Source organism: Burkholderia pyrrocinia, from assembly GCF_003330765.1.
GTDB lineage: Bacteria > Pseudomonadota > Gammaproteobacteria > Burkholderiales > Burkholderiaceae > Burkholderia > Burkholderia pyrrocinia_B.
Map to the genome: position 1 here is coordinate 974,310 of NZ_CP024902.1, position 24,007 is coordinate 998,316.

The 24,007-nt window shown below is 66.6% G+C and carries 25 protein-coding genes, 1 tRNA gene and 2 pseudogenes; 11 read left to right on the top strand and 17 right to left on the bottom strand.

What is annotated here, in order from left to right:
- Positions 1–8: 8 nt before the first annotated feature.
- The 9 genes from ureC to urtA form a co-directional block, all read right to left on the bottom strand.
- The gene (ureC, locus tag CUJ89_RS04585; RefSeq protein WP_114176322.1) at positions 9–1,715 is read right to left on the bottom strand and encodes an urease subunit alpha; all 1,707 of its coding nucleotides are present in this window, start codon (positions 1,713–1,715) and stop codon (positions 9–11) included.
- A gap of 38 nt (positions 1,716–1,753) precedes the next feature.
- Complete coding sequence (locus tag CUJ89_RS04590) at positions 1,754–2,059, bottom strand: urease subunit beta (protein ID WP_034182910.1); 306 nt, start codon at positions 2,057–2,059, stop codon at positions 1,754–1,756.
- Positions 2,060–2,069: 10 nt separating this feature from the next.
- Positions 2,070–2,372: an urease subunit gamma gene (gene ureA / locus CUJ89_RS04595; protein ID WP_006406310.1), complete on the bottom strand. Its 303-nt coding sequence runs from the start codon at positions 2,370–2,372 to the stop codon at positions 2,070–2,072.
- Positions 2,373–2,608: 236 nt separating this feature from the next.
- Positions 2,609–3,484: an urease accessory protein UreD gene (locus tag CUJ89_RS04605; RefSeq protein WP_114176324.1), complete on the bottom strand. Its 876-nt coding sequence runs from the start codon at positions 3,482–3,484 to the stop codon at positions 2,609–2,611.
- A gap of 152 nt (positions 3,485–3,636) precedes the next feature.
- Positions 3,637–4,329: an urea ABC transporter ATP-binding subunit UrtE gene (urtE, locus tag CUJ89_RS04610; protein ID WP_114178488.1), complete on the bottom strand. Its 693-nt coding sequence runs from the start codon at positions 4,327–4,329 to the stop codon at positions 3,637–3,639.
- Positions 4,330–4,333: 4 nt separating this feature from the next.
- Complete coding sequence (gene urtD, locus CUJ89_RS04615; protein ID WP_114176325.1) at positions 4,334–5,191, bottom strand: urea ABC transporter ATP-binding protein UrtD; 858 nt, start codon at positions 5,189–5,191, stop codon at positions 4,334–4,336.
- Positions 5,188–6,372: an urea ABC transporter permease subunit UrtC gene (gene urtC / locus CUJ89_RS04620; protein WP_114176326.1), complete on the bottom strand. Its 1,185-nt coding sequence runs from the start codon at positions 6,370–6,372 to the stop codon at positions 5,188–5,190. The genes urtD and urtC overlap by 4 nt, the downstream gene beginning before the upstream one ends.
- Position 6,373: 1 nt before the next feature.
- Positions 6,374–7,993, bottom strand: coding sequence for an urea ABC transporter permease subunit UrtB (urtB, locus tag CUJ89_RS04625; RefSeq protein ID WP_114176327.1), 1,620 nt, complete (start codon positions 7,991–7,993; stop codon positions 6,374–6,376).
- Between the two features lie 141 nt (positions 7,994–8,134).
- On the bottom strand, positions 8,135–9,442 hold the full coding sequence (gene urtA / locus CUJ89_RS04630) for an urea ABC transporter substrate-binding protein (RefSeq protein ID WP_114176328.1): 1,308 nt from the start codon (positions 9,440–9,442) through the stop codon (positions 8,135–8,137).
- 304 nt (positions 9,443–9,746) lie between these two features.
- Between urtA and CUJ89_RS04635 the strand changes: the two are divergent.
- Positions 9,747–9,863: pseudogene (locus CUJ89_RS04635) on the top strand (beta 1,6 glucan synthase); the annotation flags it as partial.
- Positions 9,864–9,976: 113 nt separating this feature from the next.
- Here the strand turns inward: CUJ89_RS04635 and CUJ89_RS04640 are convergent.
- From CUJ89_RS04640 to hemN, 4 genes are all read right to left on the bottom strand, one after another.
- Positions 9,977–10,300, bottom strand: coding sequence for a rhodanese-like domain-containing protein (locus tag CUJ89_RS04640; protein ID WP_114176329.1), 324 nt, complete (start codon positions 10,298–10,300; stop codon positions 9,977–9,979).
- A 14-nt stretch (positions 10,301–10,314) separates the two neighbouring features.
- Entirely contained in the window at positions 10,315–10,971 is a 657-nt protein-coding gene (locus CUJ89_RS04645; RefSeq protein WP_114176330.1) for a protein-L-isoaspartate O-methyltransferase family protein, read from the bottom strand.
- A 104-nt stretch (positions 10,972–11,075) separates the two neighbouring features.
- The gene (locus CUJ89_RS04650) at positions 11,076–11,333 is read right to left on the bottom strand and encodes a hypothetical protein (protein ID WP_114176331.1); all 258 of its coding nucleotides are present in this window, start codon (positions 11,331–11,333) and stop codon (positions 11,076–11,078) included.
- Positions 11,334–11,405: 72 nt separating this feature from the next.
- Positions 11,406–12,797, bottom strand: a complete 1,392-nt coding sequence (hemN, locus tag CUJ89_RS04655; protein WP_114176332.1) for an oxygen-independent coproporphyrinogen III oxidase — start codon at positions 12,795–12,797, stop codon at positions 11,406–11,408.
- Between the two features lie 173 nt (positions 12,798–12,970).
- On the opposite strand from hemN, the gene CUJ89_RS04660 reads away from it, so the two are divergent.
- The 3 genes from CUJ89_RS04660 (at position 12,971) to CUJ89_RS04670 (ending at position 14,921) form a co-directional block, all read left to right on the top strand.
- A complete protein-coding gene (locus CUJ89_RS04660; RefSeq protein ID WP_114178489.1) occupies positions 12,971–13,288 on the top strand; it encodes a YkgJ family cysteine cluster protein in 318 nt (105 codons plus the stop codon).
- 142 nt (positions 13,289–13,430) lie between these two features.
- Positions 13,431–14,012 carry a DUF1439 domain-containing protein gene (locus CUJ89_RS04665; RefSeq protein ID WP_114176333.1) on the top strand — a complete coding sequence of 194 codons (582 nt, stop codon included), beginning with the start codon at positions 13,431–13,433 and terminating at the stop codon, positions 14,010–14,012.
- 78 nt (positions 14,013–14,090) lie between these two features.
- Positions 14,091–14,921 (top strand): undecaprenyl-diphosphate phosphatase, encoded by an 831-nt coding sequence (locus CUJ89_RS04670; RefSeq protein ID WP_096472655.1) that lies wholly within the window; start codon positions 14,091–14,093, stop codon positions 14,919–14,921.
- Between the two features lie 139 nt (positions 14,922–15,060).
- Here the strand turns inward: CUJ89_RS04670 and trmB are convergent, their stop codons facing one another.
- Together trmB and CUJ89_RS04680 are read right to left on the bottom strand one after the other, a co-directional pair.
- A complete protein-coding gene (gene trmB / locus CUJ89_RS04675; protein WP_114176334.1) occupies positions 15,061–15,828 on the bottom strand; it encodes a tRNA (guanosine(46)-N7)-methyltransferase TrmB in 768 nt (255 codons plus the stop codon).
- Between the two features lie 133 nt (positions 15,829–15,961).
- Positions 15,962–16,036 (bottom strand) — tRNA-Gly (locus tag CUJ89_RS04680).
- Positions 16,037–16,394: 358 nt separating this feature from the next.
- On the opposite strand from CUJ89_RS04680, the gene CUJ89_RS04690 reads away from it, so the two are divergent.
- The 4 genes and pseudogenes from CUJ89_RS04690 to CUJ89_RS38460 form a co-directional block, all read left to right on the top strand.
- Positions 16,395–17,471, top strand: a complete 1,077-nt coding sequence (locus tag CUJ89_RS04690) for an Imm72 family immunity protein (protein WP_114176335.1) — start codon at positions 16,395–16,397, stop codon at positions 17,469–17,471.
- A gap of 207 nt (positions 17,472–17,678) precedes the next feature.
- Entirely contained in the window at positions 17,679–18,137 is a 459-nt protein-coding gene (locus CUJ89_RS04695; protein WP_152036587.1) for a hypothetical protein, read from the top strand.
- A gap of 490 nt (positions 18,138–18,627) precedes the next feature.
- Entirely contained in the window at positions 18,628–18,972 is a 345-nt protein-coding gene (locus CUJ89_RS04700; protein ID WP_114176337.1) for a cupin domain-containing protein, read from the top strand.
- 68 nt (positions 18,973–19,040) lie between these two features.
- A pseudogene (locus tag CUJ89_RS38460) lies at positions 19,041–19,247 on the top strand (mandelate racemase); the annotation flags it as partial.
- Here CUJ89_RS38460 and CUJ89_RS04710 read toward each other — a convergent pair.
- Both CUJ89_RS04710 and CUJ89_RS04715 read right to left on the bottom strand, forming a co-directional pair.
- A complete protein-coding gene (locus CUJ89_RS04710; protein ID WP_236654922.1) occupies positions 19,244–19,453 on the bottom strand; it encodes a LysE family transporter in 210 nt (69 codons plus the stop codon). The pseudogene CUJ89_RS38460 and the gene CUJ89_RS04710 overlap by 4 nt on opposite strands.
- 13 nt (positions 19,454–19,466) lie before the next feature.
- Positions 19,467–20,396, bottom strand: a complete 930-nt coding sequence (locus tag CUJ89_RS04715) for a LysR substrate-binding domain-containing protein (protein WP_114176338.1) — start codon at positions 20,394–20,396, stop codon at positions 19,467–19,469.
- 170 nt (positions 20,397–20,566) lie between these two features.
- On the opposite strand from CUJ89_RS04715, the gene CUJ89_RS04720 reads away from it, so the two are divergent.
- From CUJ89_RS04720 to scpB, 3 genes are all read left to right on the top strand, one after another.
- Positions 20,567–21,889 (top strand): MFS transporter, encoded by a 1,323-nt coding sequence (locus CUJ89_RS04720; protein ID WP_114176339.1) that lies wholly within the window; start codon positions 20,567–20,569, stop codon positions 21,887–21,889.
- Between the two features lie 61 nt (positions 21,890–21,950).
- Positions 21,951–23,174 carry a CaiB/BaiF CoA transferase family protein gene (locus CUJ89_RS04725; RefSeq protein ID WP_114176340.1) on the top strand — a complete coding sequence of 408 codons (1,224 nt, stop codon included), beginning with the start codon at positions 21,951–21,953 and terminating at the stop codon, positions 23,172–23,174.
- Entirely contained in the window at positions 23,171–23,980 is an 810-nt protein-coding gene (gene scpB / locus CUJ89_RS04730) for a methylmalonyl-CoA decarboxylase (RefSeq protein WP_114176341.1), read from the top strand. Before CUJ89_RS04725 ends, scpB begins: the two co-directional genes overlap by 4 nt.
- Positions 23,981–24,007: the final 27 nt, after the last annotated feature.

Below are 24,007 nucleotides of genomic sequence, written 5' to 3' on the forward strand. Positions count from 1 at the left end.
ACCGGAAATCAGAACAGGAAATAGCGCTGCGCCATCGGCAGCACCGTCGCCGGCTCGCAGGTGAGTAACTGGCCGTCGGCGATCACGTCGTAGGTTTCGGGGTCGACGCTGATCGACGGGCGCCATGCGTTGTGGATCATGTCGGCCTTCGTCACGTTGCGGCAGTTGCGCACGGGCACGATTTGCTTCGAGAGGCCGTAGCGTTCCGCGATGCCCGCATCGGCCGCCATCTGCGACACGAAGGTCAGCGACGTGCGCGCCAGCGCGCCGCCGCGCGTCGCGAACATCTCGCGATAGTGGACCGGCTGCGGTGTCGGGATCGATGCGTTCGGGTCGCCCATCTGCGCGACCGCGATCATCCCGCCCTTCAGGATCATCGACGGCTTGATCCCGAAGAAGGCGGGCTCCCACAGCACGAGGTCGGCCCACTTGCCGGGCTCGATCGAGCCGACTTCGTGTGCGATCCCGTGCGTGAGCGCCGGGTTGATCGTGTACTTCGCGACGTAGCGTTTCGCGCGGAAGTTGTCGTTGCGCGCGCCGTCCTCGGGCAACGCGCCACGCTGCACCTTCATCTTGTGCGCGGTCTGCCACGTGCGGATGATCACCTCGCCGACGCGGCCCATCGCCTGCGAATCGGACGACAGCATCGACAGCGCGCCGAGATCGTGCAGGATGTCCTCGGCCGCGATTGTCTCGCGGCGAATCCGCGATTCCGCGAACGCGAGATCCTCGGCGATCGACGGATCGAGGTGATGACACACCATCAGCATGTCGAGGTGTTCGTCGAGCGTGTTGATCGTGTAAGGGCGCGTCGGGTTGGTCGACGACGGCAGCACGTTCGCCTCGCCGCACACCTTCAGGATGTCGGGTGCATGGCCGCCGCCCGCGCCTTCGGTGTGGTACGTGTGGATCGTGCGGCCCTTGAACGCGGCGACCGTCGATTCGACGAAACCGGCTTCGTTCAGCGTGTCGGTGTGGATCGCGACCTGTGTGTCGGTGTCGTCTGCCACGGAAAGACAGTTGTCGATCGCGGCGGGCGTCGTGCCCCAGTCCTCGTGCAGCTTCAGCCCGATCGCGCCGGCCGCGATCTGCTCGACGAGCGGCTGCGGCAGGCTCGCGTTGCCCTTGCCGAGAAAACCGAGGTTGATCGGCCAGCCGTCGGCGGCCTGCAGCATCCGCTCCATGTGCCACGGGCCCGGCGTGCAGGTCGTCGCGTTGGTGCCGGTGGCCGGCCCCGTGCCGCCGCCGAGCATCGTCGTGACACCCGATGCGAGCGCCTCGTCGATCTGCTGCGGGCTGATGAAGTGGATGTGCGTATCGATGCCGCCCGCCGTCACGATCAGCCCTTCGCCGGCGATCACTTCGGTTGCCGCGCCGATCGCGATCGTCACGCCCGGTTGAATGTCCGGGTTGCCGGCCTTGCCGATCGCGGCGATGCGGCCATGCTTGATCGCGATGTCGGCCTTCACGATGCCCCAGTGATCGAGGATCACCGCGTTCGTGATCACCGTGTCGGGCACGTCGGCGGCGACGCGCTGCGACTGGCCCATGCCGTCGCGGATCACCTTCCCGCCGCCGAATTTCACTTCCTCGCCGTAGGTCGTGAAGTCGCGTTCGATCTCGATCAGCAGTTCGGTGTCGGCGAGCCGGACGCGGTCGCCCGTCGTCGGCCCGAACATTTCCGCGTACGCGCGGCGGCTCAAGCGTAGTGACATGTCGTGTTGTTCCTGAAGAGACGGGCGTGAGGCGTCGCTCAGAGCGGCCCCATCACCTTGCCCTGAAAACCGTAGACGGCGCGATCGCCCGCCAGCGCGACGAGCTCGACGGTGCGCGTCTGGCCCGGCTCGAAGCGCACGGCCGTGCCGGCCGCGATGTTGAGCCGGAAGCCGCGCGCGGCCGCGCGGTCGAACGACAGTGCGTCGTTGACTTCGAAGAAGTGGTAGTGCGAGCCGACCTGCACCGGGCGGTCGCCGGTGTTCGCGACGACGAGCGTCAGCGTTTCGCGGCCCGCGTTCAGTTCGTGTTCGCCGTCGTCGGTGAGGATTTCGCCGGGGATCATGCGCGGTGCCTCACGGAATCGGGTGATGGACGGTCACGAGCTTCGTGCCGTCGGGGAAGGTCGCCTCGACCTGGATGTCGGGAATCATTTCCGGCACGCCGTCCATCACGTCGTCGCGCGTGAGCAGCGTCGTGCCGTAGTGCATCACCTCGGCGACGGTCTTGCCGTCGCGCGCGGCTTCCATCAGCGCGGCGGTGATGAAGGCGACCGCCTCCGGATAGTTGAGCTTCAGGCCGCGCGCGCGACGGCGTTCGGCCAGCAGCGCCGCCGTGAAGATCAGCAGCTTGTCCTTTTCTCGGGGAGTCAGTTTCATGAAGGCAAACGTTCAGGAAAACGTAATTTTTATCGGTGCGCATGCAAGCGGGCGGATGCGCGGATCATCGTAGCACTGCGCTGTTTTGCGTGCGTCGTGTATCGGTTATGTAAGCAGCAAGGCGCGTGCCATGTGCATGGAACGTCGTGCGATGCGCGTTCGTGGTGCGCGGTGCATGGGTAACGTGCAGCGCCGGATGCGCTGCTGCGCCGAAACGGTGCGTGGCGCGAGCGCGCTCAGGTTTGCCAGAGGCGCAGCGGTCGTGCATCGACGCCGTGCACGATCGGCCGCAACCGCAGCCAGCAGTCGGTGAAGTGGCGCTGCAGCGCTTCCATCGACGTCGACAGCGCGCGCACGAGCACGACGCCGGGCGTCACGCAGGTCACGCCTGCGCGCAGCGTCGCGTCGAACGGCATCCGCTCGGCGAGCGATTCGGCGAGCGCGGCGTCGCACGCGGCGCCGGCCGCCCACAGCGTGCCGTATGCGGGAAAGCCTGCGAGGCCCTGCAGCGCGCCGCGCAGCGGATCGTGCGCGTCGAGCAGCGCGCGCTCGGTCCATAGCGGCCGGCCGTCGGCATCGACGAGCGCCGAGGTCGACGCGATGCGGCCCGCCGACCAGGTTTCGCCGGCCGCCTGCCGGCCGAGCTGCGTCGCGTCCCAGCCGATCGCGCTCGCGCCCGCACCGAGCGTCACCGTGCAGTCGAGCGATGCGTGCGCTGCGTCGAAGAACAGGTTGTTCTGCGGCAGCCAGTCGAGCTTCGCGTCGCGGCCGACGGCGATGCCGATGCGCTGCGTCGCATCGAGGCCGTTCGACTTGTACCACTTGGTCGCGCCGGGCGTCGTCAGCACCGCGTGCGTGCCGTCGCCGAGCGCAATGTCGATGTCGAGCCGGTCGCCGCCCGCGACGCCGCCCGGCGGGTGGACGATCACCGCGTGGCAGATCGCGTCGCCTTCCGGGTACAGCGGCCGCTGCACGCGCAGAGGGCCTTCGTGCAGCCGGTGCGCGAGGGTCGTGCGCGCGCCGTGCCGCTCGAAGCCGAGTTCGAGGCGGCCGCGCCACGACTTGGCGACGGCGGGGCGGGACAGCGGGGCGCGGGAATCGGGGGCGGACATCGGCTGCGAACGGGAAACGTGGCGGACGGAGGAAAGCGGGCGCGAAGAACGTGGATGCTACCGGAACAATAATCCAGATGCCGCGTTCGTTGAAGGCGCCGGTTTCGGCCGAGCCGCGAACCGGCCGCCGATGCCCGCTGCCGCGCCCCGCGTCAGACCGCAATCAGTTCCCGCACGCCGTTCGCTTCCATGTCCCGCGCGTCGCCCCCCGCCACGATCTCCCCGCGGCTCATCACCCAGTACCGATCCGCGATCGAACGTGCGAAGTCGTAATACTGTTCGACGAGCAGCACCGTCATCTTCGATTCGTCCACGAGTTGCCGCAACGTGCGGCCGATGTCCTGGATGATCGACGGCTGAATACCCTCGGTCGGCTCGTCGAGGATCAGCAACTGCGGCTCGCTCATCAGCGCGCGGCCGATCGCGAGCTGCTGCTGCTGGCCGCCCGACAGGTCGCCGCCGCGCCGCGCACGCATGTCCTTCAGCACCGGAAACAGGTCGTAGATGCGGTCGGGCACCTTCGACGGCGCTTTCCGGCTTGCCGCGCCGACCAGCAGGTTCTCCTCGACGGTCAGCCGCGGAAAGATGTCGCGGCCCTGCGGCACGTACGCGAGCCCGGCGGCGACGCGCGCATACGGCGGCATCGCGCCGAGCGCCGTGCCGCGCCACGACACGGTGCCGCTTTTCGCGGCGACGACGCCCATCAGGCAGCGCAGCAGCGTGCTCTTGCCGACGCCGTTGCGGCCGAGCAGCACGGTGAGCTTGCCGTCGTCGGCGGAGAGGTTGACGTTGCGCAGGATATGGCTGCCGCCGTAGTACTGGTTCAGCGCTTCGATCTTCAGCATCGCATCATCGTCCAAGGTAAGACTCGATCACCGCGTCGTCGCGCTTGACCTGGTCGAGCGTGCCTTGCGCGAGCACCGCGCCTTCGGCCATCACCGTCACGCGGCCCGTGTCGCCCGCGAGCGCCGCGACGAAATCCATGTCGTGCTCGACGACCATCATCGAGCAGGTGCCGCGCAGCGTGTTCAGCAGCTCGGCGAGTTCCATCGTCTCGTGGTCGGTCATTCCGGCCGCCGGTTCGTCGAGCAGCAGTAGCGCGGGGCGCTGCATCAGCAGCATGCCGATCTCGAGCCGCTGCTTCTGCCCGTGCGACAGTTCTCCGGCTGCTTGATACGCGTGGCTTTCGAGGCCGATCAGCGCGAGCGTCTCCTCGATCTTCGCCTGCGCCGCGCGGTCGAGCCGCGCGCGCAGCGACGCGAGCCAACCCTTGTCGGTCTGCATCGCGAGTTCGAGGTTTTCCCACACCGGATGTTGCTCGAACACGGTCGGCTTCTGGAACTTGCGGCCGATGCCCGCGCGCGCGATCTCAGGCTCGCTCATTCGCGCGAGGTCGAGCGTCTGTCCGAGGAACACGTTGCCGGAGTCGGGGCGCGTCTTGCCGGTGACGACATCCATCATCGTCGTCTTGCCCGCGCCGTTCGGGCCGATCACGCAGCGCAGCTCGCCCGCGTCGATCGCGAGCGACAGCTTGTTCAGCGCGCGAAAGCCGTCGAAGCTCACCTCGATGTCCTCGAGGTAGAGGATCGTGCCGTGCGACGTGTCGATGCCGGGCGGCACGACGCGGCCCATCGAAGCGGTGCCGCTGACGGCCAGCAGTTCGTCTTCGGGCGGCGGCGTGAATTGGTAGAGGGCCGTTCCGTTCATGTGCGTTTCCCCTTCGCAAGCAGGGTTTCGACGAGGCCCATGATCCCGCGCGGCAGCAGCAGCGGCACGAGCACGAAGATCAGGCCGAGGAAGAACAGCCAGTATTCGGCGAAGTACGCGGTAAACAGGCTCTTCGCGCCGTTCACCGCGAACGCGCCGACGATCGGCCCGATCAGCGTGCCGCGCCCGCCCACCGCGACCCAGATCGCCATCTCGATCGAGTTGCCGGGCGACATCTCGCCGGGATTGATGATGCCGACCTGCGGCACGTACAACGCGCCTGCGATGCCGCACAGCACGGCCGACACGGTCCACACGAACAGCTTGTACGCGAGCGGGCTGTAGCCGAGGAACATCAGCCGCGTCTCGCCGTCGCGCACTGCGGTGACGACGCGCCCGAGCTTGCTCGTGACGATCGCGCGCGCGGCGATGAACGCGAGCACGAGCGTCGCAAATGTCAGCAGCAACAGCACTGTGCGCGTGCCGGGCGACGTGATCGCGAAGCCGGCGATGCGCTTGAAGTCGGTGAAGCCGTTGTTGCCGCCGAAGCCGGTCTCGTTGCGATAGAACAGCAGCATCGCGGCGAACGTCAGCGCCTGCGTGATGATCGACAGGTACACGCCCTTCACGCGCGAGCGGAACGTGAAGAAGCCGAACACCCACGCGAGCACGGCCGGCACGAGCACGACCAGCAGCAGCGCGACCGCGAGATGCTGCGTGCCGCTCCAGTACCACGGCAACTGGTGCCAGTCGAGGAACACCATGAAGTCGGGCAGGTCGCTGCCGTACTTGCCATCGCGGCCGATCTCGCGCATCAGGTACATGCCGATCGCATAGCCGCCGAGCGCGAAGAACAGGCCGTGGCCGAGGCTCAGGATCCCGCAGTAGCCCCATACGAGATCGAGCGCGAGCGCGGCGATCGCGTAGCACATCAGCTTGCCCGTGAGCGTCATCGCGTAAGCGGACAGATGGAACGCGCTCGATTCCGGCGCGACGAGCGCGGCGAGCGGCACGCCGACGCCGATCGCGATGCACAGCGCGACCAGCGCGAGCCACGCGCGGCGCGACAGCAGCGCGGGGCGCGGCGGCAGGCCGAGTGCGAAGCCGTCCGCCGTGCGTGCGGAGGAGGGGGGCGTAGCGGCCGCCGGGTGGTCCGGCAGCGTTTCGGTGAGGGTATTCAAGTCATGCCTCCGCGCTGCGGCCCTTCGGGGCGAACATGCCCTGCGGACGCTTCTGGATGAACAGCACGATCATCACGAGGACCGCGATCTTCGCGAGCACGGCGCCCCAGAACGGCTCGATCGCCTTGCTCGCGAGGCCGAGTCCGAAGCCGCCGAGCACGGTGCCGGCGATCTGCCCGACGCCGCCCAGCACGACCGCCATGAACGAATCGATGATGTAGTTCTGGCCGAGGTCGGGGCCCACGTTGCCGATCTGCGACAGCGCGCAGCCGCCGAGGCCGGCGATGCCCGCGCCGAACGCGAACGCATACGCGTCGACGCGCGCGGTCTTCACGCCGACGCACGCGGCCATCCGGCGGTTCTGCGTGACCGCGCGCACGAACAGGCCGAGCCGCGTCTTCGTCAGGACGGCCCATGCGACGAACACCACCGCGAGCGCGAACGCGAGGATCGCGAGCCGGTTGTACGGCAGGATCAGGTTCTGCATCACGGTCACGCCGCCGCTCATCCACGACGGGTTCACGACCTGCACGTTCTGCGCGCCGAACAGCATGCGGGTCGCCTGGATCAGGATCAGGCTCACGCCGAACGTCGCCAGCAGCGTCTCGAGCGGGCGGCCGTACAGGTGCCGCAGCACGAGCCGTTCGAGCACGATGCCGACCAGCGCGGCCGCCGCGAACGACGCGGGTACGGCGACGAGCGGATACCAGTCGAACGCGCCCGGCGCGTAGCGCTGGATCAGCGTTTGAACGACATAAGTTGCGTACGCACCGATCATCAGGAATTCGCCGTGCGCCATGTTGATCACGCCGATCAGCCCGTACGTGATCGCGAGGCCGAGCGCGGCGAGCAGCAGCACGCTGCCGAGCGACAGCCCCGCGAACAGCGTGCCGACGATCTCGCCGCGGCGCTGCAGCGCGTGCAGTGCGTCGAGCCCCTGCTGCGCGGCGTCGCGCACGCGTGCATCGGGCTCCGCGAAGCTGCCGTCCGCGTTCTTCGCGACGAGCGGACGCAACTGTTCGATCATGTCGAGATTGCTGCGCGCGGCCACCACCTGCACGGCTTCGAGCCGCTTCGCCGGGTCGCCATCGTGCAGCGCGGCGATCGCCCACAGTGCGTCGAGGCGGCGCTTCAGCGCGGGATCGGTTTCCTTCGCGCGGGCGCGCTCGATCATCGGCTTGAGCGCCGGGTCCGGCGACTTCAGCAGCGCATCGATCGCGTCGCGCCGCGCGGCGACGTCGGGCGACGCGAGCGCGAGCCCCGACAGTGCGCCAGCGATCTTCGTGCGCAGCAGGTTGTTCAGCATCACGGGCTGCGTGTCGCCGGGCGGCGTCGCGGCCTGCGTGAGCGCGTCGTGCGCGGTGTCTCCGGTCTGGATCAGCAGGCGGCCGTCGCCGGTCGCGAGTGCGTCGCCGGTCGACAGCGCGTTGAGCAGCGCGACGGCGCGCGGATCGGCGTCGGCGGCGATCCGTTCGATCGCGGTGGTCTTCGCGTCGAAGTCGTCGCCGGCGAGCGCGGCGGTATCGGCGGCCGTCAGCGCGAACGCGGCGCGCGGCAGCCCGCCCGCGAGGGCGGCGCAGGCAACGATCGCGACGGCAGCTCGGCGAAAGCGTGTAGGCATCGGGAAATCCTGTCGGGCGTAGGGAAGCGAATTCGTGCGGCGATGCGCCGGCGATTGCGGGTCGTTACGGCCAGCGCGGCCGGCGCATCGGCATCGGCATACGAATGGAGCGCCACGCCGATGCGCGACGCCCGCACCACGTCAGGCGAGCGCCGCGCGCTGCCGGCGCAGGAACGCCGGAATCGACGTGACGATGTCCGGCTTGCCCTGGTTGCCCGCAATGAACGGGCTCCACGGCTGCGCGCGCACCGCGGTCTTCGTTTTCCACACGACGTTGAATTGCCCGTCGCCGCGGATCTCGCCGATCATCACCGGCTTGTGCAGGTGGTGGTTGCCGTCCATCGCGAGCGTGAAGCCCGACGGCGCGGCGACGGCCTGGCCGATCATCGCGACGCGCACCTTGTCGACGTCGGTGCTCTTCGCCTTCTCGACCGCCTGCTTCCACATGTGGATGCCCACGTACGTCGCTTCCATCGGGTCGTTGGTCACGCGCTTCGCGCCGCCTGGCAGGTTGTTCGCCTTCACCCACGCGGCGAACTGATCCTTGAACTTCGTGTTGGTCGGGTTCTTCACCGACATGAAGTAATTCCACGCGGCAAGGTGGCCGACGAGCGGCTTCGTGTCGATCCCGCGCAGTTCTTCCTCGCCGACCGAGAACGCGACGACCGGCACGTTGGTCGCCTTGATCCCCTGGTTGCCGAGCTCCTTGTAGAACGGCACGTTGGAGTCGCCGTTGATCGTCGAGATCACGGTCGTCTTGCCGCCTTGCGAGAAGTTCTTGATGTTCGCGACGATGGTCTGGTAATCGCTGTGACCGAACGGCGTGTAGACCTCCTGAATGTCGGCGTCCTTCACGCCCTTCGATTTCAGGAACGCGCGCAGGATCTTGTTGGTCGTGCGCGGATACACGTAGTCGGTACCGAGCAGGAAGAAGCGCTTCGCGCCGCCGCCTTCCGCACTCATCAGGTACTCGACGGCCGGAATCGCCTGCTGGTTCGGCGCGGCGCCCGTGTAGAACACGTTGCGCGACATTTCCTCGCCTTCGTACTGCACCGGGTAATAGAGCAGCCCGTTCAGTTCCTCGAACACCGGCAGCACGGACTTGCGCGACACCGACGTCCAGCAGCCGAACACGCACGCGACCTTGTCCTGCGTGAGTAACTGGCGCGCCTTTTCCGCGAAGAGCGGCCAGTTCGACGCAGGATCGACCACCACGGGTTCGAGCTTGCGGCCCATCACGCCGCCGCTCTTGTTGATGTCGGCGATCGTCATCAGCGCCGTGTCCTTCAGCGACGTTTCGGAGATCGCCATCGTGCCCGACAGCGAATGCAGGATGCCGACCTTGATCGGGCCGGTGCCCGCATCGGCCGCTTGCGCGAACGGGCTCTTGCCTGCCAGCGCGAGCGCGCCAGCCATCGAACCGAACTTCAACAGACTGCGACGTTTCATCGGGTTCCCCTTGACGTGTTGGATGTGTGTGCGCCGTGGCGGCGTCAACCGTCGGGGTAACGCAAGGCATGTGCCAGTCGCGCGGATGCACGCCCGGCGTGCCTGCGCAGGGCAGCGGGCGGCGGCGGGGTGGTGCGCATGATGCGTCGTGCAGCATGCGCGATCCGTTGCGGTGCAGGTTCGCGGGCGCAAATGGTGCACGGTTGTGCTTCCCCGTATCGGTGCCTGCACTCGGTGTTCGGTCTGCCGTGCACCCTGTCTTCGCACCACGCAGGCGCGTGCGCAACGATCCACCTGGACGAGCGCGAGATCCCGTTACACGGGCGACATCCTCGCGTTCTCCCCGCCGCTCATCATCGAGGACACGCAGATTGCCGAGCCGTTCGCGATCGTCGCCGATGCGCTGAAGGAAACGGAGTAGGGCGGGAAAGAGAAACGGGCGCGCAGCGCGCGCCCGTTCGGCAGATCAGTGCGGCCCCGGCGGCAACTTGCCGGCGGCCGGGTGCGGCGGCGCGCGATGCGCCGCCGGAAAGGTCAGTAACGCGGCACGGACGGATCGACGTCGCGCGACCACGCGTCGATCCCGCCTTGCAGGTTGTACAGCTTCGTGAAGCCGCGCGATTCGAGGAACATCGCGACCTGCGCACTGCGCATTCCGTGATGGCACACGCAGACGATTTCCGCTTCGTCGTCGAGCTCTTCGCTGCGCGCGGGGATCTGCTGCATCGGGATCGACACGCTGCCGGCGATGTGCGCGGTCGCGATTTCCCACGGCTCACGCACGTCGAGCACGACCGGCGCAGGGCGCGCCGTATCGCCGAGCCATTCCGCGAGCATTGCGGGCGTCAGGATCTGCATGGAGGCTCCGCCGCTCAGAATTTGAAGCGCGACGGCTCGATCGCGTTGACCAGGTGGTCGATGTAGGTTTCGAACACGTCGGCGACGCGGTACTGCTTGTCGTCGATGCGCGTGATGATCTGCGCCTTCATTACCGGACGGCCGCCGACGAACGCCGACAGGCGGCCGCCGATCTTCAGCTGTTCGAGCATCTCCTGCGGCACGACGGGCAGGCCGCCCGCGACGCAGATCACGTCGTACGGCGCCTTGCCGGCCCAGCCGCGCGAACCGTCGCCGAGCACGACTTCCACGTTCGTCACGCCGTCGTTGCGAAGGTTGTCTTCCGCGAACTTCGCGATCGCCGGATCGATCTCGACGGCCGTCACGTGCTGCGCGCGATGGGCGAACAGCGCGGCCAGGTAGCCCGAGCCCGCGCCGATCAGGAGCACGTTCTCGTGCTTCTTGACCGTCAGCTCCTGCAGCACGCGCGCTTCGACGCGCGGGAACAGCATCTTGCTGCGGCCGCCGGGCAGCGGCAGTTCGAGATCGGCGAACGCGAGATCGCGGTGTTCGGCCTGAACGTAGTTTTCACGCTTGACGATCGACAGCAGGCCCAGGATGTCCAGATCCAGCACGTCCCACGGCCGGATCTGCTGTTCGATCATGTTGAAACGCGCGTTTTCGATATTCATGGTGTGGTCATGCAGCCTGGTCGGCCATCAGCGGGGATAGAGAAACTGCGTGATTGTACCAAACGGGGCGGCGGCGAAGCCTTCAGGCGGCCTGCAACAGACCTTTACCCTTTGCTCTTCTTGATCTGTGCCTCGAATGCGATGTCGAGCTTGCTCGCCTTGCGCGGCTTTTTAGGGCCGAATTCGTCGACGAACTTGACGAACTCGTCGAGCGGCAGCGGCTCGCAGCGCTTCTCGGCGGTGCCGCCCGAGCGGTCGACGAGATAGAACAGGCCGCCCGCCATCGCGACGGCCGCGAATTGCGGGTTGCCGGAGCGGGTCTTCAGGCGTTCGACCGCGTAGGTCGCTTTGGTGGTGCGCATCGTGCGGGTTCTGGCGGAGCGTAAGCCCCACACTGTATCAAACCGGCCGCCCGCGTGCGGCCGGCCAGGGCCTTAAACCGTGCGCGAGTAGCGCTGCCGCGGCGTCTGGCCGAGATACGCGTCGAACGCCATCGCGATGTTGCGCACGACCATCCGGCCGGCCGGATGGATCGTCAGGCGATCGCCCGCGATCGTCAGCAGCCCGTCGCGCTCGAACGGGCGCAGCGCGTCGAGCTCGCGCGCGAAATGATCGGCGAAGCGGATGCCGTGCGCGGCCTCGACATGCGAGAACGGCAGTTCGAGGTTGCACATCAGCTGCGTGATCACGTCGCGGCGCAGCCGGTCGTCGGGCGTGAGCCGCACGCCGCGCGCGATCGGCAGCCGGCCCGCGTCGAGCGCGGCGCCGTACGCGGGCAGGTCCTTCGCATTTTGCGTGTAGATGTCGCCGACCTTGCCGATCGACGACACGCCGAAACCGACGAGATCGGTATCCGCGCGCGTGCTGTAGCCCTGGAAATTGCGCTGCAGCGTGCCGTTGCGCTGGGCGTGCACGAGTTCGTCGGACGGCCGCGCGAAGTGGTCCATCCCGATGTACACGTAGCCGGCCGACGTCAGCATGTCGATCGCGAGGCCGAGTAGCGCGATGCGCGTTTCGGGCGGCGGCAGCGTCGCATCGTCGATCTGCCGCTGCATCTTGAACAGGTGCGGCATGTGCGCGTAGCCGAACACCGACAGCCGGTCGGGCGCGAGTTCGATGATCGTCTCGAGCGTGCGCGCGAACACGGCGACCGTCTGGTGCGGCAGCCCGTAGATCAGGTCGACGCTCACCGAATGGAAGCCCGTCGCGCGCGCGGCGCCGAGCAGGTCGGCCGTCATCGCGAGCGGCTGAATGCGGTTGATCGCCTGCTGCACGACCGGATCGAAATCCTGCACGCCGAGGCTCAGCCGGTTGAAGCCGATCGTGCGCAGGTGGACGAGCGTCGCCGGCGTGACCGTGCGCGGGTCGATCTCGATCGAGAACTCGGCGTCGGCGTCCGGCGCGAGCGCGAAGTGCTCGCGGGTGGCCGCCATCAGCTCGGCCGTTTCGTCGTCGGACAGGAAGGTCGGCGTGCCGCCGCCCCAGTGCAGCTGCGTGACGGGACGCGCCGGATCGAACAGCGCGGCCTGCAGCGCCATCTCGCGCTTGAGCTGGTCGAGATACGGACGCGCGCGGCGGCGGTTGTTGGTCGCGATCTTGTTGCAGCCGCAGTAGAAGCACGCGGTGTTGCAGAACGGGATGTGGAAGTACAGCGACAGCTCGCTCGACGACGCGCCGGGGTCGCTCGCCGCGCGCGCATAGTCAGCCGGGTCGAAATCGTCGCGGAACTGTAGCGCGGTGGGGTACGACGTATAGCGCGGCCCGTTCGCGCCGTACTTCGCGAGCAAATCGGGACGGAACATTGTGTCGGCAGAACCAGAACGCATGATGGTCTCGCGCTTTTTAGATGCTTTCGAGTATATAAACGCGCGATTCGGCTGCATTGTGTAATAACGTCGCAGCCGGCGATGGCACAATGCGGGGTGGGGCCGCCGGACGCTGTGTCCGGTTGCCGCACCGTTTTGTGTTGTTCGTTCGAGAGAGCCGAGTGTCCGTCGAAATGCCTGTCCGCCCGGCGCCCGCCGATGTCCCGCCGTCGCACGCGTGCCGCGAGGGCTGCGGTGCGTGCTGCATCGCGCCGTCGATTTCCAGCCCGATTCCGGGCATGCCCGACGGCAAGCCGGCCGGCGTGCGCTGCGTACAACTCGGCGACGACCTGCGCTGCCGGATCTTCGGCCGGCCCGAGCGTCCCGCGTGCTGTTCGGGACTGCAGCCGTCCGCCGACATGTGCGGCGCGTCGCGCGACGACGCGCTCGCGTGGCTCACGCGCCTCGAGGCCGCGACGCAGCCGTCGCATCGTGGCGGCTCGGGGCGGTAGCGGGCCGCCCGCCACGTTCGAGACCGATACGACGCATGGAACCCGCGGCGCGCGCCGAAGCACTCATGCCGGTCGACTGCCCGGCATGGGCCGGCGCCGATCACCCGATCACCGCTGCGCCCGATACAGGAGATTGTTCAGCATGACCGCATCTTGCGCGCCTGGCCGGCGCAGTTTTCTCGTCGCATGCGTCGGCGCCGTCGGCGTGACGCTTTCGCTCGCCGCCTGCGCGTCGACATTTCCGTTCATCCCCGATCACTACACGTTCTCGCGCGGCGACGTGCAGAAAGCCGTCGCGCGCAAGTTCCCGTATCAGAAGACGGTCGCGCAGGTCGTCGACGTGTCGCTCGTGAACCCTGCCGTCAACCTGCTGCCCGACCAGAACCGCGTCGCCGTGCAACTCGATGCGCATTTCGCGAGCCCGTTCCTGCGCGCGCCCGTCAGCGGCAAATTCATCGTGTCGGGCCAGCTCGCGTACGACGCGCCGAGCCGCTCGGTCGTACTGAGGGCGCCGGCCGTCGACAGCCTCGTGCTCGACGGCGATGCACAGATGTACGCGCAGCAGGTCGGCGCGGCCGCCGGCCTGCTCGCAACGCAGGTGCTGACCAACTATCCGATCTACACGTTCAAGCCTGAACAACTGCAATTTGCCGGCGTGAACTACGAACCCGGTACAATTACGATTCTTACAAACGGCATACGCGTGGCGATCGTCGAAAAATGACGTCGTGCCGCGCGCGGCCGGGCGGGCCGCGGCGGCAATCAGGCCCTTTCTTTCGACCACTTCGGAGTTGGGCCACGGATGGACTGGATCCTGATCTGCAAGGCATTGATCCTCGGCGTCGTCGAGGGGCTGACGGAATTCCTGCCGGTGTCGAGCACCGGTCACCTGATCGTCGCGGGCAGTTTCCTGAATTTCAACGATTCGCACGCGAAGACCTTCGACGTCGTGATCCAGTTCGGCGCGATCCTCGCGGTCTGCTGGGAATACCGGCAACGGATCGCGTCCATCGTGTCCGGGCTGCCGAGCCGGCCCGATGCGCGGCGCTTCACGCTGAACGTCGTGATCGCGACGATTCCCGCGATCGCGCTCGGCCTCCTGTTCGAGAAGAAGATCAAGGCCGTGCTGTTCTCGCCGGTGCCCGTCGCGTTCGCGCTCGTCGTGGGCGGCGCGATCATCCTGTGGGCCGAGGCGCGGCAGCGCGAACGCAGCGAGCCGCCGCGCGTGATGTCGGTCGATGCGCTGACGCCGCTCGATGCGCTCAAGGTCGGCATCGCGCAGTGCTTCGCGCTGGTGCCCGGCATGTCGCGTTCGGGTTCGACGATCATCGGCGGGATGCTGTTCGGCCTCGACCGACGCGTCGCGACCGAATTCTCGTTCTTCCTCGCGATCCCGATCATCTTCGGCGCGACGCTCTATGAAACCGTCAAGGACTGGCAGGCGTTCACCGTCGATTCGCTCGGCCTGTTCGCACTCGGGCTCGTCGCGGCATTCGTCAGCGCGTTCGTGTGCGTGCGCTGGCTGCTGCGCTACGTCGCGACGCACGATTTCACGGTGTTCGCGTGGTATCGGATCGCATTCGGGCTGTTCGTGCTGCTGGTCGGTTACAGCGGCTGGCTGAACTGGGCGTGAGGGCCGCGGCGCTCGCCGACTGCGCAGAAACGAAAAATCCCTGCCTCGCGGCTACGCCAGGCAGGGATTTTTCATTGGGGCGCGCGATCGCGCGACGCGTTGCGGTTCCTGGTGCAGCCGGTGTGCGGCTGCGTGGCGATCAGTTCGCGCGCTTGCGGAACACCAGGTCCCACACGCCGTGGCCGAGCCGCAGCCCGCGCCGTTCGAACTTCGTCACCGGGCGGTAGTCGGGGCGCGGCGCATAGTCGGCGGCCGTGTTTTCGAGCGACGGTTCCGCGCCGAGCACTTCCAGCATCTGTTCCGCGTAGTTCTGCCAGTCGGTCGCGCAGTGAATGTACGCGCCGGGCTTCAGGCGCGACGCGAGATGCGCGACGAGCGGCGGCTGGATCAGCCGGCGCTTGTGGTGGCGCGCCTTGTGCCACGGATCGGGGAAGAAGATGTGCACGCCGTCGAGGCTTTCCGGCGCGAGCATGTGCTCGAGCACCTCGACCGCGTCGTGCTGGATGATGCGGATGTTCGGCAGATCGTGTTCGCCTATCAGCTTCAGCAGCGCGCCGACGCCCGGTTCGTGCACCTCGACGCCGAGGAAGTCGTCGCCCGGGCGGTGCGCGGCGATTTCCGCGGTCGATGCGCCCATCCCGAAGCCGATCTCGAGGATGCGCGGCGCGCTGCGGCCGAACACCGCATTCCAGTCGGGCATCTCCGGCGCATACGGAACGACGAAGCGCGGGCCGAATTCGTCGAGCGCGCGGCGCTGGCCGGTCGACACGCGGCCTGCGCGCGTGACGAAGCTGCGGATGCGGCGGTGGTGCAGCGGATTGACTTCGTCGGCGCCGTCGGCGGCTTCGTCGGGAATGGCGTCGTCGTGCGGCGGCAGGCCGGCTTCGTTCGGATCGTCGTGCATCATCGGTACAGAGAAAGGCTCGGTTGCGGGCGAGGGCCCGTTGCGCGCAGCAGTGCGCCGGGGGAACCGGCACAGGGTACAAAAAAGCCGCCTTCGACGAGGCGGCTCATGCGCAGGCTGCCGTGCAGCCGGAAAGTGGAGCGGGCGATGGGAATCGAACCCACGTCATCAGCTTGGGAAGCTGAGGTAATGGCCATTATACGACGCCCGCAGAACGGCGGATTGTACAGGGGTTTGGGTGGGGAAGGCAAGGGGGCGGGCGGTGGCAGCGAATCTGGCATCGCTCGGTGGGGGAGCAGTGGCGTCGCTGGCGGTGTCCGGTGAGCCACCCACCATTCACGGGATCTACCAATCCAAGCTCAGGGCACCAACGCTCCTGTGGCAGAGTGGATAAAAACGCAGGTCAAGGCGCAGCGGACGGATTGGACCGACGTGAGGCTGCCCGATCAAGCAGAAGCTCGGGCACTCTTCCTGGCAGAGCGTGAACGATCGGACAAGATCAGACAGGAAGGCTATGCGCGAAGAGCGCTAGCCGATGGTGGCAAACAATCGACGGACGAACAGGTTCCATGATGTTGAATATTTTGACCATGACCCCCGAGCAGGAACAGGATGCGCGAGCAAAGGCGTTTTATCTGCTCAAGAAATGGACGAGTTTCACGTTCCTGGAATACGCCGTTGGACTATATCGGGACTTTCTCGGCGCGTACGCAAAACAACTGGACACACCGAGCCCAAATCAGGTGGAGCTTGAGGAAGCCTACACACATGATTTCTTGGGGGCACTGGTGCACATGGATCTGGGCATCGATGCATTGCGCCGAGGTCTTGACAAACGAGCAGCATACGACGCGCTGGTTATAGGAAGCCAGCAAGGTGGCGACCTGTTGTTTGGACGGAGTGCGCTTGAAATCGGTCGTAAATACGATCCGTTTTTTCATTCACTGGGACTGAAGGACACCAACTTTTCGGACCCCGTGTATGCCACCGGGTTCGCGGAGGGCGTGTGGATCGAGAGATTGATTTGCTACGCGCTCAAGTGCACGGTCGGATTCGGTTATACCGGGATGCTTGCATACGGAACACGTGCGGATGGAGGAACCCGTGTTTTTGAGCATTGGACCTATGAATCCATGTTTGAAGATGCACCACTTCCGGCGTGGCGGTATTGGCCTCCCGGTCGCAGCTATCCCGCAGTGCTTCCTCCCTGCCCACCTAAGAATGAATCCGGGACCGGCGAGGTTTACAGCGATCAAGAGATTCCTGTCGAGGGTATCTGGGAGCCATGGCTTTCGGTTGGCAAGGTCGGATGTCCGAGCTACTTCCTCAAAGGTAGTATCGCCCACAAGTATCTGTTGGAAGGTACCAACGACGAACAGGCGGTGCGCTGGCGGCTGCTGTGGGAGGACAAGCGTTACCAGGATGGCAGCATTCCGGCAGAGGAGGAAACCTACCTCCCCAAGTTTGTCGCACAACCCAGGCTACGGGCGTTGCCCGGAGAGCCTTGTCCGCGCGCCGGTTATTGGCAAAGCCCTGCCGTGAAAGATTCGGTTTATGTCGAGGCTGGAGAGCCTATGCCGGGACCTCAGCGCACATCGTGGGGGATGGTCGTTTGGCATTATTCAGATCCTCAGCCGGGCAATTGAATAGTCGTAGAGATAAGAGCCAATGGCGGCTTGTGGCTTGGTCGTGAAGTGCCGGAGGGCTTACTTCCTGCTCCATCCATCTCTGCGAGTACCTTCGTCCGTTGTTCATGGAGGGAAAGGGCGGTGAGTTTGGACCGTTAGCAATGCATTGATCTGAAAGAGAGTGTACGCGGCACGTTGCGCTTGGTCTCGATATTTGCGGTCCCGTTGACGATGAGCCGTGCGGTTCGTCCTGGAAGTGACGGCATCGGCGGTCGGTCGCGTTTTTCGACTATTCTCCGAGCGGCAATCGACGATGGTTGGAACGACATGAATCCCAGGCGCGTTCATTCACTGGTCCTCAAGCACTATCCAGAGATCGATTTCGTCAAGTGCGAATGGATACATCTCTTTCGGGATGGTGCTGTCGATCGAGACTTGCTGCGAAAGATGCTCTCCACGATCGGGGCCGATGATTTCATCGTCCACGTCCGTCGAAAGGTCGGTGATTTCTTGCCGATGGAGGCGGCACTCGATTTCATTGCCGAGAACATTGGGAAGAGCTATATCAGGATCGCAGATAGAGCCTTCACCGGCTTCGTGTTCATCGCAAACAACAGTGTTGCGGCAACCTGGCCGCAGCGCCTGACACATAGCCAGATCGATCTGCTGAAGAGCCGAAAATGAACCGCCCACTCTCAGCTTTCGAGATGTCGCTCGCTCGCTGGATGCTGGAGCACGGCGAACCGGAGGCACGAGCGTTTCTTGAGCAACTCGCAGTAGCAGAGGTTATGCCGTGGCGCTGCCCCTGCGGTTGCGCAAGCATCAATTTTCAGATCAAGGGTAGCCAGCCTGCTGCGCCCGGGGCCGGGGTGCATGTTCTCGGAGATTTTGTCTTTGGTCCAGACGAGCGGCCAGCAGGGATCTTCATTTACGAGTGCGCTGGTTTATTGAGTGGTGTCGAAGTTTACGGAATGGCCGGCAACGCTCCCGCAGATTTACCCCGAGAGGACACGCTTCGCTCTTTTACGGCTGCTGCGCCTATGCCAGGGACGGCGCTCTCGCAGGCGAGCCCGTGTCGAAAATAGACGAGTCGGTGTCGGAAGCATACAAGTCCCGACAACGCTTTCGAACTAACGTGATAGACCTCTTATCCGATCGTTTGTCTGGAGCTGACATGTCCGATTTCATCACCGTTCTGCGCGAAACCTGCCCGACCCCGGTCCTTGACGCGACCAAGTGGAAGCGCATCGGCGGCGATCCGCACACCGTGAACCTCAACGCCTACGTCTCCAGGGACGGCAGCAAGATCATGGGCACCTGGATCTGCACGCCGGGCAAGTTCGAGGTGAACTACGAGAAATGGGAGTACTGCCACTTTCTCGACGGCTACTGCATCATCACGCCGGAAGGCGAGGAGTCGGTGCACCTGAAAGCCGGCGATGTGTTCGTGATCGAACCCGGCATGAAAGGGACCTGGGAAGTGGTGGAGACGGTGCGCAAGTACTTCGTCTTCGCCTGAGCGGGCCTGTAGATTCGATCCACGCATATCGTCGTCGTCCGGATACCTTCCCGGTTCGCGACCTCTGTCATCGCGGCTCGCAGCACGTCGTTGCCGCGCTCGCGCTCGGCGGCGCGGAAGTCAATCCGTTCGCGTTCCAACCGTTCAGCGGACTGGCCGATGGTGAACGCGTCGACGCAGGGAATGCGGCCGTGCCGCAAGCGCCGGGCATCGGCTTCGAGCTTCATGCCGACGCGCACAACGCGTTTCGCCCGGTTCGGGCCGCTGACGCCTAAAGCGCGTCGATCGCGAAACGAACCGCGAAGCCGAGCATCATCACCGCGACGAAAAAATCGAGTACACGCCAAGCGAGCACACGAGCGAACCATGCACGGCACGCGCGCGCGCCATAGGCGAGCATCAGGAACCACGCGAGCGAGGCCGTCATCGCGCCGATCGCAAACGGCGCTCGCGCACCGGCGGCCGGCCCGATCGCGGTCAACGCGCCGCGCCGGTCACACGCGGCCGGCATCGCCGTCCGCCCACTCGGGCCGTCGCCCGAGCGTATCGAACAGCCGCACGATCTCGGCCTTCACCTTCTGCACCGCGTTGCTGACGAGCGCCGTATCGTGCCAGCACAGCGACAGGTCGCGCGCGAACAGCCGGTGCGCGACCGTCGACAGCTTGAGCTTGCGTTCCTCGATCTCGACGTGCGCGGCCGTCCACGGCAGGATCGTCACGCCGAGCTGCGCCATCACGGCTGCGAACAGCAGCCCGGTCGAGCTCGCCTCGAAGCTGATCTCGTACGACAGCCCGGCCTCGCGCATTGCCCAGTCGACGCGGTTGCGGATCGTGTTCGGCGCGCTCGGCAGCACGAGCGGCATTCGCGCGATCGCGTCGAGCGGTACGGGATCGCCCTGCACCGGAAACTCGGGCCACGTGATCAGGTACAGCGTTTCCGTCAGCAGCCGGTGGATCGCGATGCCGCGCGTGTCGACCGCGTCGACGACGATCGCGAGATCGAGCCGAGTGCGTTCGAGCAGCGTGTCGAGATCGGCGCTCGGCGCCTCGATCAGCTCCAGCATGATGCCCGGATAGCGGTCGCGCACCGCGCGCGCGAGCGGGATGGCCAGCACGCGCGCGGTGCTCGACGGCATCCCGACCGTCACGCGGCCCTGCGGCGTATCGGCGTCGCGGCGCAGCAGCTCGCGCGTGCCGTCGGCCTGGCGCAGCAGTTCGAGCGCGTGCTGGTACAGCGTGCGGCCGGCGGCGGTCGGCGCGACGCCGCGCACGCTCCGTTCGAGCAGTTGCATCCCGAGATCCTGTTCGAGATTGCGCATCTGCTGGCTCACCGCCGGCTGCGCGACATGCAGCGCCTCGCTCGCATGCGTGACGTTGCCGCATTCGACGACCTTCACGAAATAGCGCAACTGTCTCAAGTCCATCGCCGCCGCCTCCCGATGCAAGCCATAAGCCAATCCGATCGAGCAAGATGAATATCATATTTTTCCCCGATCGATGGTGTTTCTATACTCGTCTCACAAAAGAGCCAGCCTGCCGGCCATCCCGGACCGGACGCGGCAAAAGCGCCGGCCTCGCCGGCAAGGAGACGAAGATGTTCAAGGCGATCGACGCGTCGGCGGCCGGCGTGAAGCCGCGGCGCACGCCGCTCACGCGCGAGCAGGTCAAGGGCTTCTGGGCCGTGTATGCGGGCTGGGTGCTCGACGGCGTGGACTCGGTGATCTACGCGCTCGTGCTGATTCCCGCACTGACCGAATTGCTGCCGGCATCCGGCATCGCGGCGACGCCCGCGAATCTCGGCATGTATGGCTCGATCCTGTTCGCACTGTTCCTGATTGGCTGGGGGCTGTCGTTCATCTGGGGGCCGCTGGCCGATCGTTTCGGCCGCGTGCGCACGCTCGCGGCGAGCATCCTGATCTATTCGGTGTTCACGGGCGCGGCCGCGTTCGTGCACGACGTGTGGGCGCTGGCCGCGTGCCGGCTGCTCGCCGGGATCGGCGTCGGCGGCGAATGGGCGCTTGCGGGCACCTACGTCGCCGAGAGCTGGCCGGAAGACCGCCGCAAGATGGGCGCCGGCTACCTGCAGACGGGCTACTACTTCGGCTTCTTCATCGCGGCCTGCCTGAACTATACGATCGGTGCGACCTACGGCTGGCGCGCGATGTTCCTGTGCGGGCTCGCTCCCGCGCTGCTCGCGGTGTTCACCGTGATGCGCGTGAAGGAGCCGGGGCAGTGGCGCCGGCACGATGCGCGCGACGGCGACGTGGCCGACGCGCGGCGCGCGCATCCGCTGCGCGAGATCTTCGCGCCGGCCCTCCTGCGCCGCACGCTGACGAGCGCGAGCCTGGTCGGCGTCGCGATCGTCGGGCTGTGGGCCGGCTCGGTCTACGAGGCGAGCGCGGTCAGCACGCTGGCGGCGCGCGCGGGCATCGATCACATCGGCGCGATGCGGCTCGCGTCGATCGGCGCGGCGATCCTGTCGTGCGCGACGATCGCCGGCTGCCTGGTCGCGCCGTGGCTCTCGGAACGGCTCGGCCGGCGTACCGCGCTCGGCGTGTATTTCGCGGGCATGGCCGGTGCGATCGTCTTCGCGTTCGGCTGGGCGTTCTACCAGCCGAACGGGCTCACGGCATTCATGGTGTCGCTCGCGTTCCTCGGTTTCTTCGGCGGCAACTTCGCGATCTTCTCGCTGTGGCTGCCCGAGCAGTATCCGACGCGCGTGCGGGCGACCGCGTTCGCGTTCAACGCGTCGGCTGGCCGCTTCATCGGCGCGGGCGTGAACTTCCTGCTCGGCGCCGCGATTCACGGCTACGGTTCGCTCGGCGTGCCGGTCGCATGGACAGCGGCCGTGTTCGTGCTCGGCATCCTGATCCTGCCGTTCGCGGTCGAAACGCGCCACCAGACGCTACCCGAATGAGCGGTGCGCCGCCGTCGCCCGAACACACGCAACATCCCGTCATCAATATCAGGAGTCCGGAATGCAGGCATTAAAAGGAATCAGGGTCGTCGATCTGAGTCGCGCGCTGTCGGGGCCGTTCTGCTCGATGGTGCTCGCCGATCTCGGCGCCGACGTGATCAAGGTCGAGTCGGGGCCGAACGGCGACATGAGCCGCGCATGGGGGCCGTTCGATCGCGGCGTGAGCACCTACTACCTGTCCTGCAACCGCAACAAGCGCGGCATCTGCGTGGATTTCCGGCAACCGGCCGGCCTCGACGTCGTGCGGCGGCTGATCGCGCAGGCCGACGTCGTGATCGAGAATTTCAAGGCCGGCACGATGGACGCGATGGGGCTCGGCTATGACGCGCTGAGTGCGCGCGATCCGCGGCTCGTGATGGGCAGCGTCACCGCGTTCGGCCCGCGCGGCCCGTTGCGCGACTGGCCGGGTTTCGACCAGATCGCGCAGGGCTATGCGGGGCTGATGAGCCTGACCGGCTTCCCCGATGGCGAGCCGACCCGCACGGGCACCGCGATCGGCGATCTCAGCTCGGGGATGTGGGTCGCGACCGGCGTGATGGCCGCGCTGTTCGAACGCGAGCGCACGGGGCGCGGCCAGCATGTCGGCACGTCGCTGCTCGAAAGCCTCGTCGCGCTGCTGAGCGTGCACGGGCAACGCTATCTGAGCCTCGGCGACGTACCGCGCCGCACCGGCAATGCGCATGCGGTGATCGCGCCGTACGGCGTGTTCGAGACGGCCGATGGGCCGCTCAACCTCGCGCCGATCACGACCGACATGTGGTTGCGGCTGTGCCAGTTGCTGGACCTGCCCGAGCTGCCGAGCGATCCGCGCTTCGCGACCAACGATGCGCGCGTCGAGCACCGCGACGCGCTGAAAGCCTTGCTCGAAAGCCGGCTGCGCACGCGCGGCAAGCGCGAATGGACGCAGCGTTTCGTCGAGGCCGGGCTGCCGGCCGGGCCGATCAATACGCTCGACGAAGTGTTCGACGATCCGCAGCTCGCGCATTGCGGGCTGGTCGAACCGGTTGCGCATCCGACGCTCGGCATGCTGCGTCAGGTCGTCACGCCGCTCGGCGGGATGGGCGACGACGTGCCGGCGCCGCGCACGCGCCATGCGCCGCCGCTGCTCGGCGAGCATACGGTCGACGTGCTGCGCGAAGCGGGCTACGGCGACGACGCGATCGACGCGCTGCTGGCCGAACGCGCGATCTTCCAGGCGGAAGCGGTGGCGGAGGCCGTGCAATGAGCGACCTGACGAAACACGACAGCGCGTCGTACGTGACGGTCGACATGGTCGGCGAGCGGATCGCGCGTGTGCGGTTCTCGAATCCGGCGCGGCGGCACGCGCTCGACGCGCCGTTGCTCGATGCGCTCGTCGCGCGCCTCGATGCGCTTGCCGAGCATCGTCCGCCGCCCGTCGTGATCCTGTCGAACGACGGCAGCGGCGACGTGTGGAGCGCGGGGCACGACCTGCGCGAACTGGCCGACGACCGCGATCCGCTCGCGTACGGCAAGCCGCTCGAACGGGCGCTGCGGCGCGTGCGGACCTATCCGGGCGCGGTGATCGCGGCGGTGGCGGGGTCGGCGTGGGGCGGAGCGGTCGATCTCGTGATGAGCTGTGACCTCGTCGTCGCGGCGCGCGACGCGCGTTTCGCGATGACGCCCGCGAACATCGGCCTGCCGTATTCGACGAGCGGCCTGCTACGCTTCTACGACAACCTGCCGATCCACGTGCTGAAGGAAATGTTCTTCTGTGCGCAGCCGCTCGATGCGGAGCGCGCCGCGCATCACGGGCTCGTGAACCGGCTGGCCGAAGCGGGCGGCGTCGACGACGCGGCGCTCGACGTCGCGCGCACGATTGCCGCGAAGGCGCCGCTCGCGGTGCACGCCGTGAAGGAGCAGTTGCGCGTGCTGCAGGACGCGCGGCCGTTGCCGGTCGACGCGTTCGAACGGATTGCCGAGTTGCGCCGGCACGCGTGCGAAGGCGCGGATTTCGACGAAGGGCTGCGCGCGTTCGCGGAGCGCCGCGCGCCGGTGTTTCGCGGCGTCTAGGCAATGCGCCACGCACGGGGGCGAGCG

What these genes read in the sequence shown, in the direction of transcription:
- ureC (WP_114176322.1), bottom strand. Translation starts at nt 1,715, where the DNA reads ATGTCACTACGCTTGAGCCGCCGCGCGTACGCGGAAATGTTCGGGCCG.
- CUJ89_RS04590 (WP_034182910.1), bottom strand. Translation starts at nt 2,059, where the DNA reads ATGATCCCCGGCGAAATCCTCACCGACGACGGCGAACACGAACTGAAC.
- ureA (WP_006406310.1), bottom strand. Translation starts at nt 2,372, where the DNA reads ATGAAACTGACTCCCCGAGAAAAGGACAAGCTGCTGATCTTCACGGCG.
- CUJ89_RS04605 (WP_114176324.1), bottom strand. Translation starts at nt 3,484, where the DNA reads ATGTCCGCCCCCGATTCCCGCGCCCCGCTGTCCCGCCCCGCCGTCGCC.
- urtE (WP_114178488.1), bottom strand. Translation starts at nt 4,329, where the DNA reads ATGCTGAAGATCGAAGCGCTGAACCAGTACTACGGCGGCAGCCATATC.
- urtD (WP_114176325.1), bottom strand. Translation starts at nt 5,191, where the DNA reads ATGAACGGAACGGCCCTCTACCAATTCACGCCGCCGCCCGAAGACGAA.
- urtB (WP_114176327.1), bottom strand. Translation starts at nt 7,993, where the DNA reads ATGCCTACACGCTTTCGCCGAGCTGCCGTCGCGATCGTTGCCTGCGCC.
- urtA (WP_114176328.1), bottom strand. Translation starts at nt 9,442, where the DNA reads ATGAAACGTCGCAGTCTGTTGAAGTTCGGTTCGATGGCTGGCGCGCTC.
- CUJ89_RS04640 (WP_114176329.1), bottom strand. Translation starts at nt 10,300, where the DNA reads ATGCAGATCCTGACGCCCGCAATGCTCGCGGAATGGCTCGGCGATACG.
- CUJ89_RS04645 (WP_114176330.1), bottom strand. Translation starts at nt 10,971, where the DNA reads ATGAATATCGAAAACGCGCGTTTCAACATGATCGAACAGCAGATCCGG.
- CUJ89_RS04650 (WP_114176331.1), bottom strand. Translation starts at nt 11,333, where the DNA reads ATGCGCACCACCAAAGCGACCTACGCGGTCGAACGCCTGAAGACCCGC.
- hemN (WP_114176332.1), bottom strand. Translation starts at nt 12,797, where the DNA reads ATGCGTTCTGGTTCTGCCGACACAATGTTCCGTCCCGATTTGCTCGCG.
- CUJ89_RS04660 (WP_114178489.1), top strand. Translation starts at nt 12,971, where the DNA reads ATGCCTGTCCGCCCGGCGCCCGCCGATGTCCCGCCGTCGCACGCGTGC.
- CUJ89_RS04665 (WP_114176333.1), top strand. Translation starts at nt 13,431, where the DNA reads ATGACCGCATCTTGCGCGCCTGGCCGGCGCAGTTTTCTCGTCGCATGC.
- CUJ89_RS04670 (WP_096472655.1), top strand. Translation starts at nt 14,091, where the DNA reads ATGGACTGGATCCTGATCTGCAAGGCATTGATCCTCGGCGTCGTCGAG.
- trmB (WP_114176334.1), bottom strand. Translation starts at nt 15,828, where the DNA reads ATGATGCACGACGATCCGAACGAAGCCGGCCTGCCGCCGCACGACGAC.
- CUJ89_RS04690 (WP_114176335.1), top strand. Translation starts at nt 16,395, where the DNA reads ATGATGTTGAATATTTTGACCATGACCCCCGAGCAGGAACAGGATGCG.
- CUJ89_RS04700 (WP_114176337.1), top strand. Translation starts at nt 18,628, where the DNA reads ATGTCCGATTTCATCACCGTTCTGCGCGAAACCTGCCCGACCCCGGTC.
- CUJ89_RS04715 (WP_114176338.1), bottom strand. Translation starts at nt 20,396, where the DNA reads ATGGACTTGAGACAGTTGCGCTATTTCGTGAAGGTCGTCGAATGCGGC.
- CUJ89_RS04720 (WP_114176339.1), top strand. Translation starts at nt 20,567, where the DNA reads ATGTTCAAGGCGATCGACGCGTCGGCGGCCGGCGTGAAGCCGCGGCGC.
- CUJ89_RS04725 (WP_114176340.1), top strand. Translation starts at nt 21,951, where the DNA reads ATGCAGGCATTAAAAGGAATCAGGGTCGTCGATCTGAGTCGCGCGCTG.
- scpB (WP_114176341.1), top strand. Translation starts at nt 23,171, where the DNA reads ATGAGCGACCTGACGAAACACGACAGCGCGTCGTACGTGACGGTCGAC.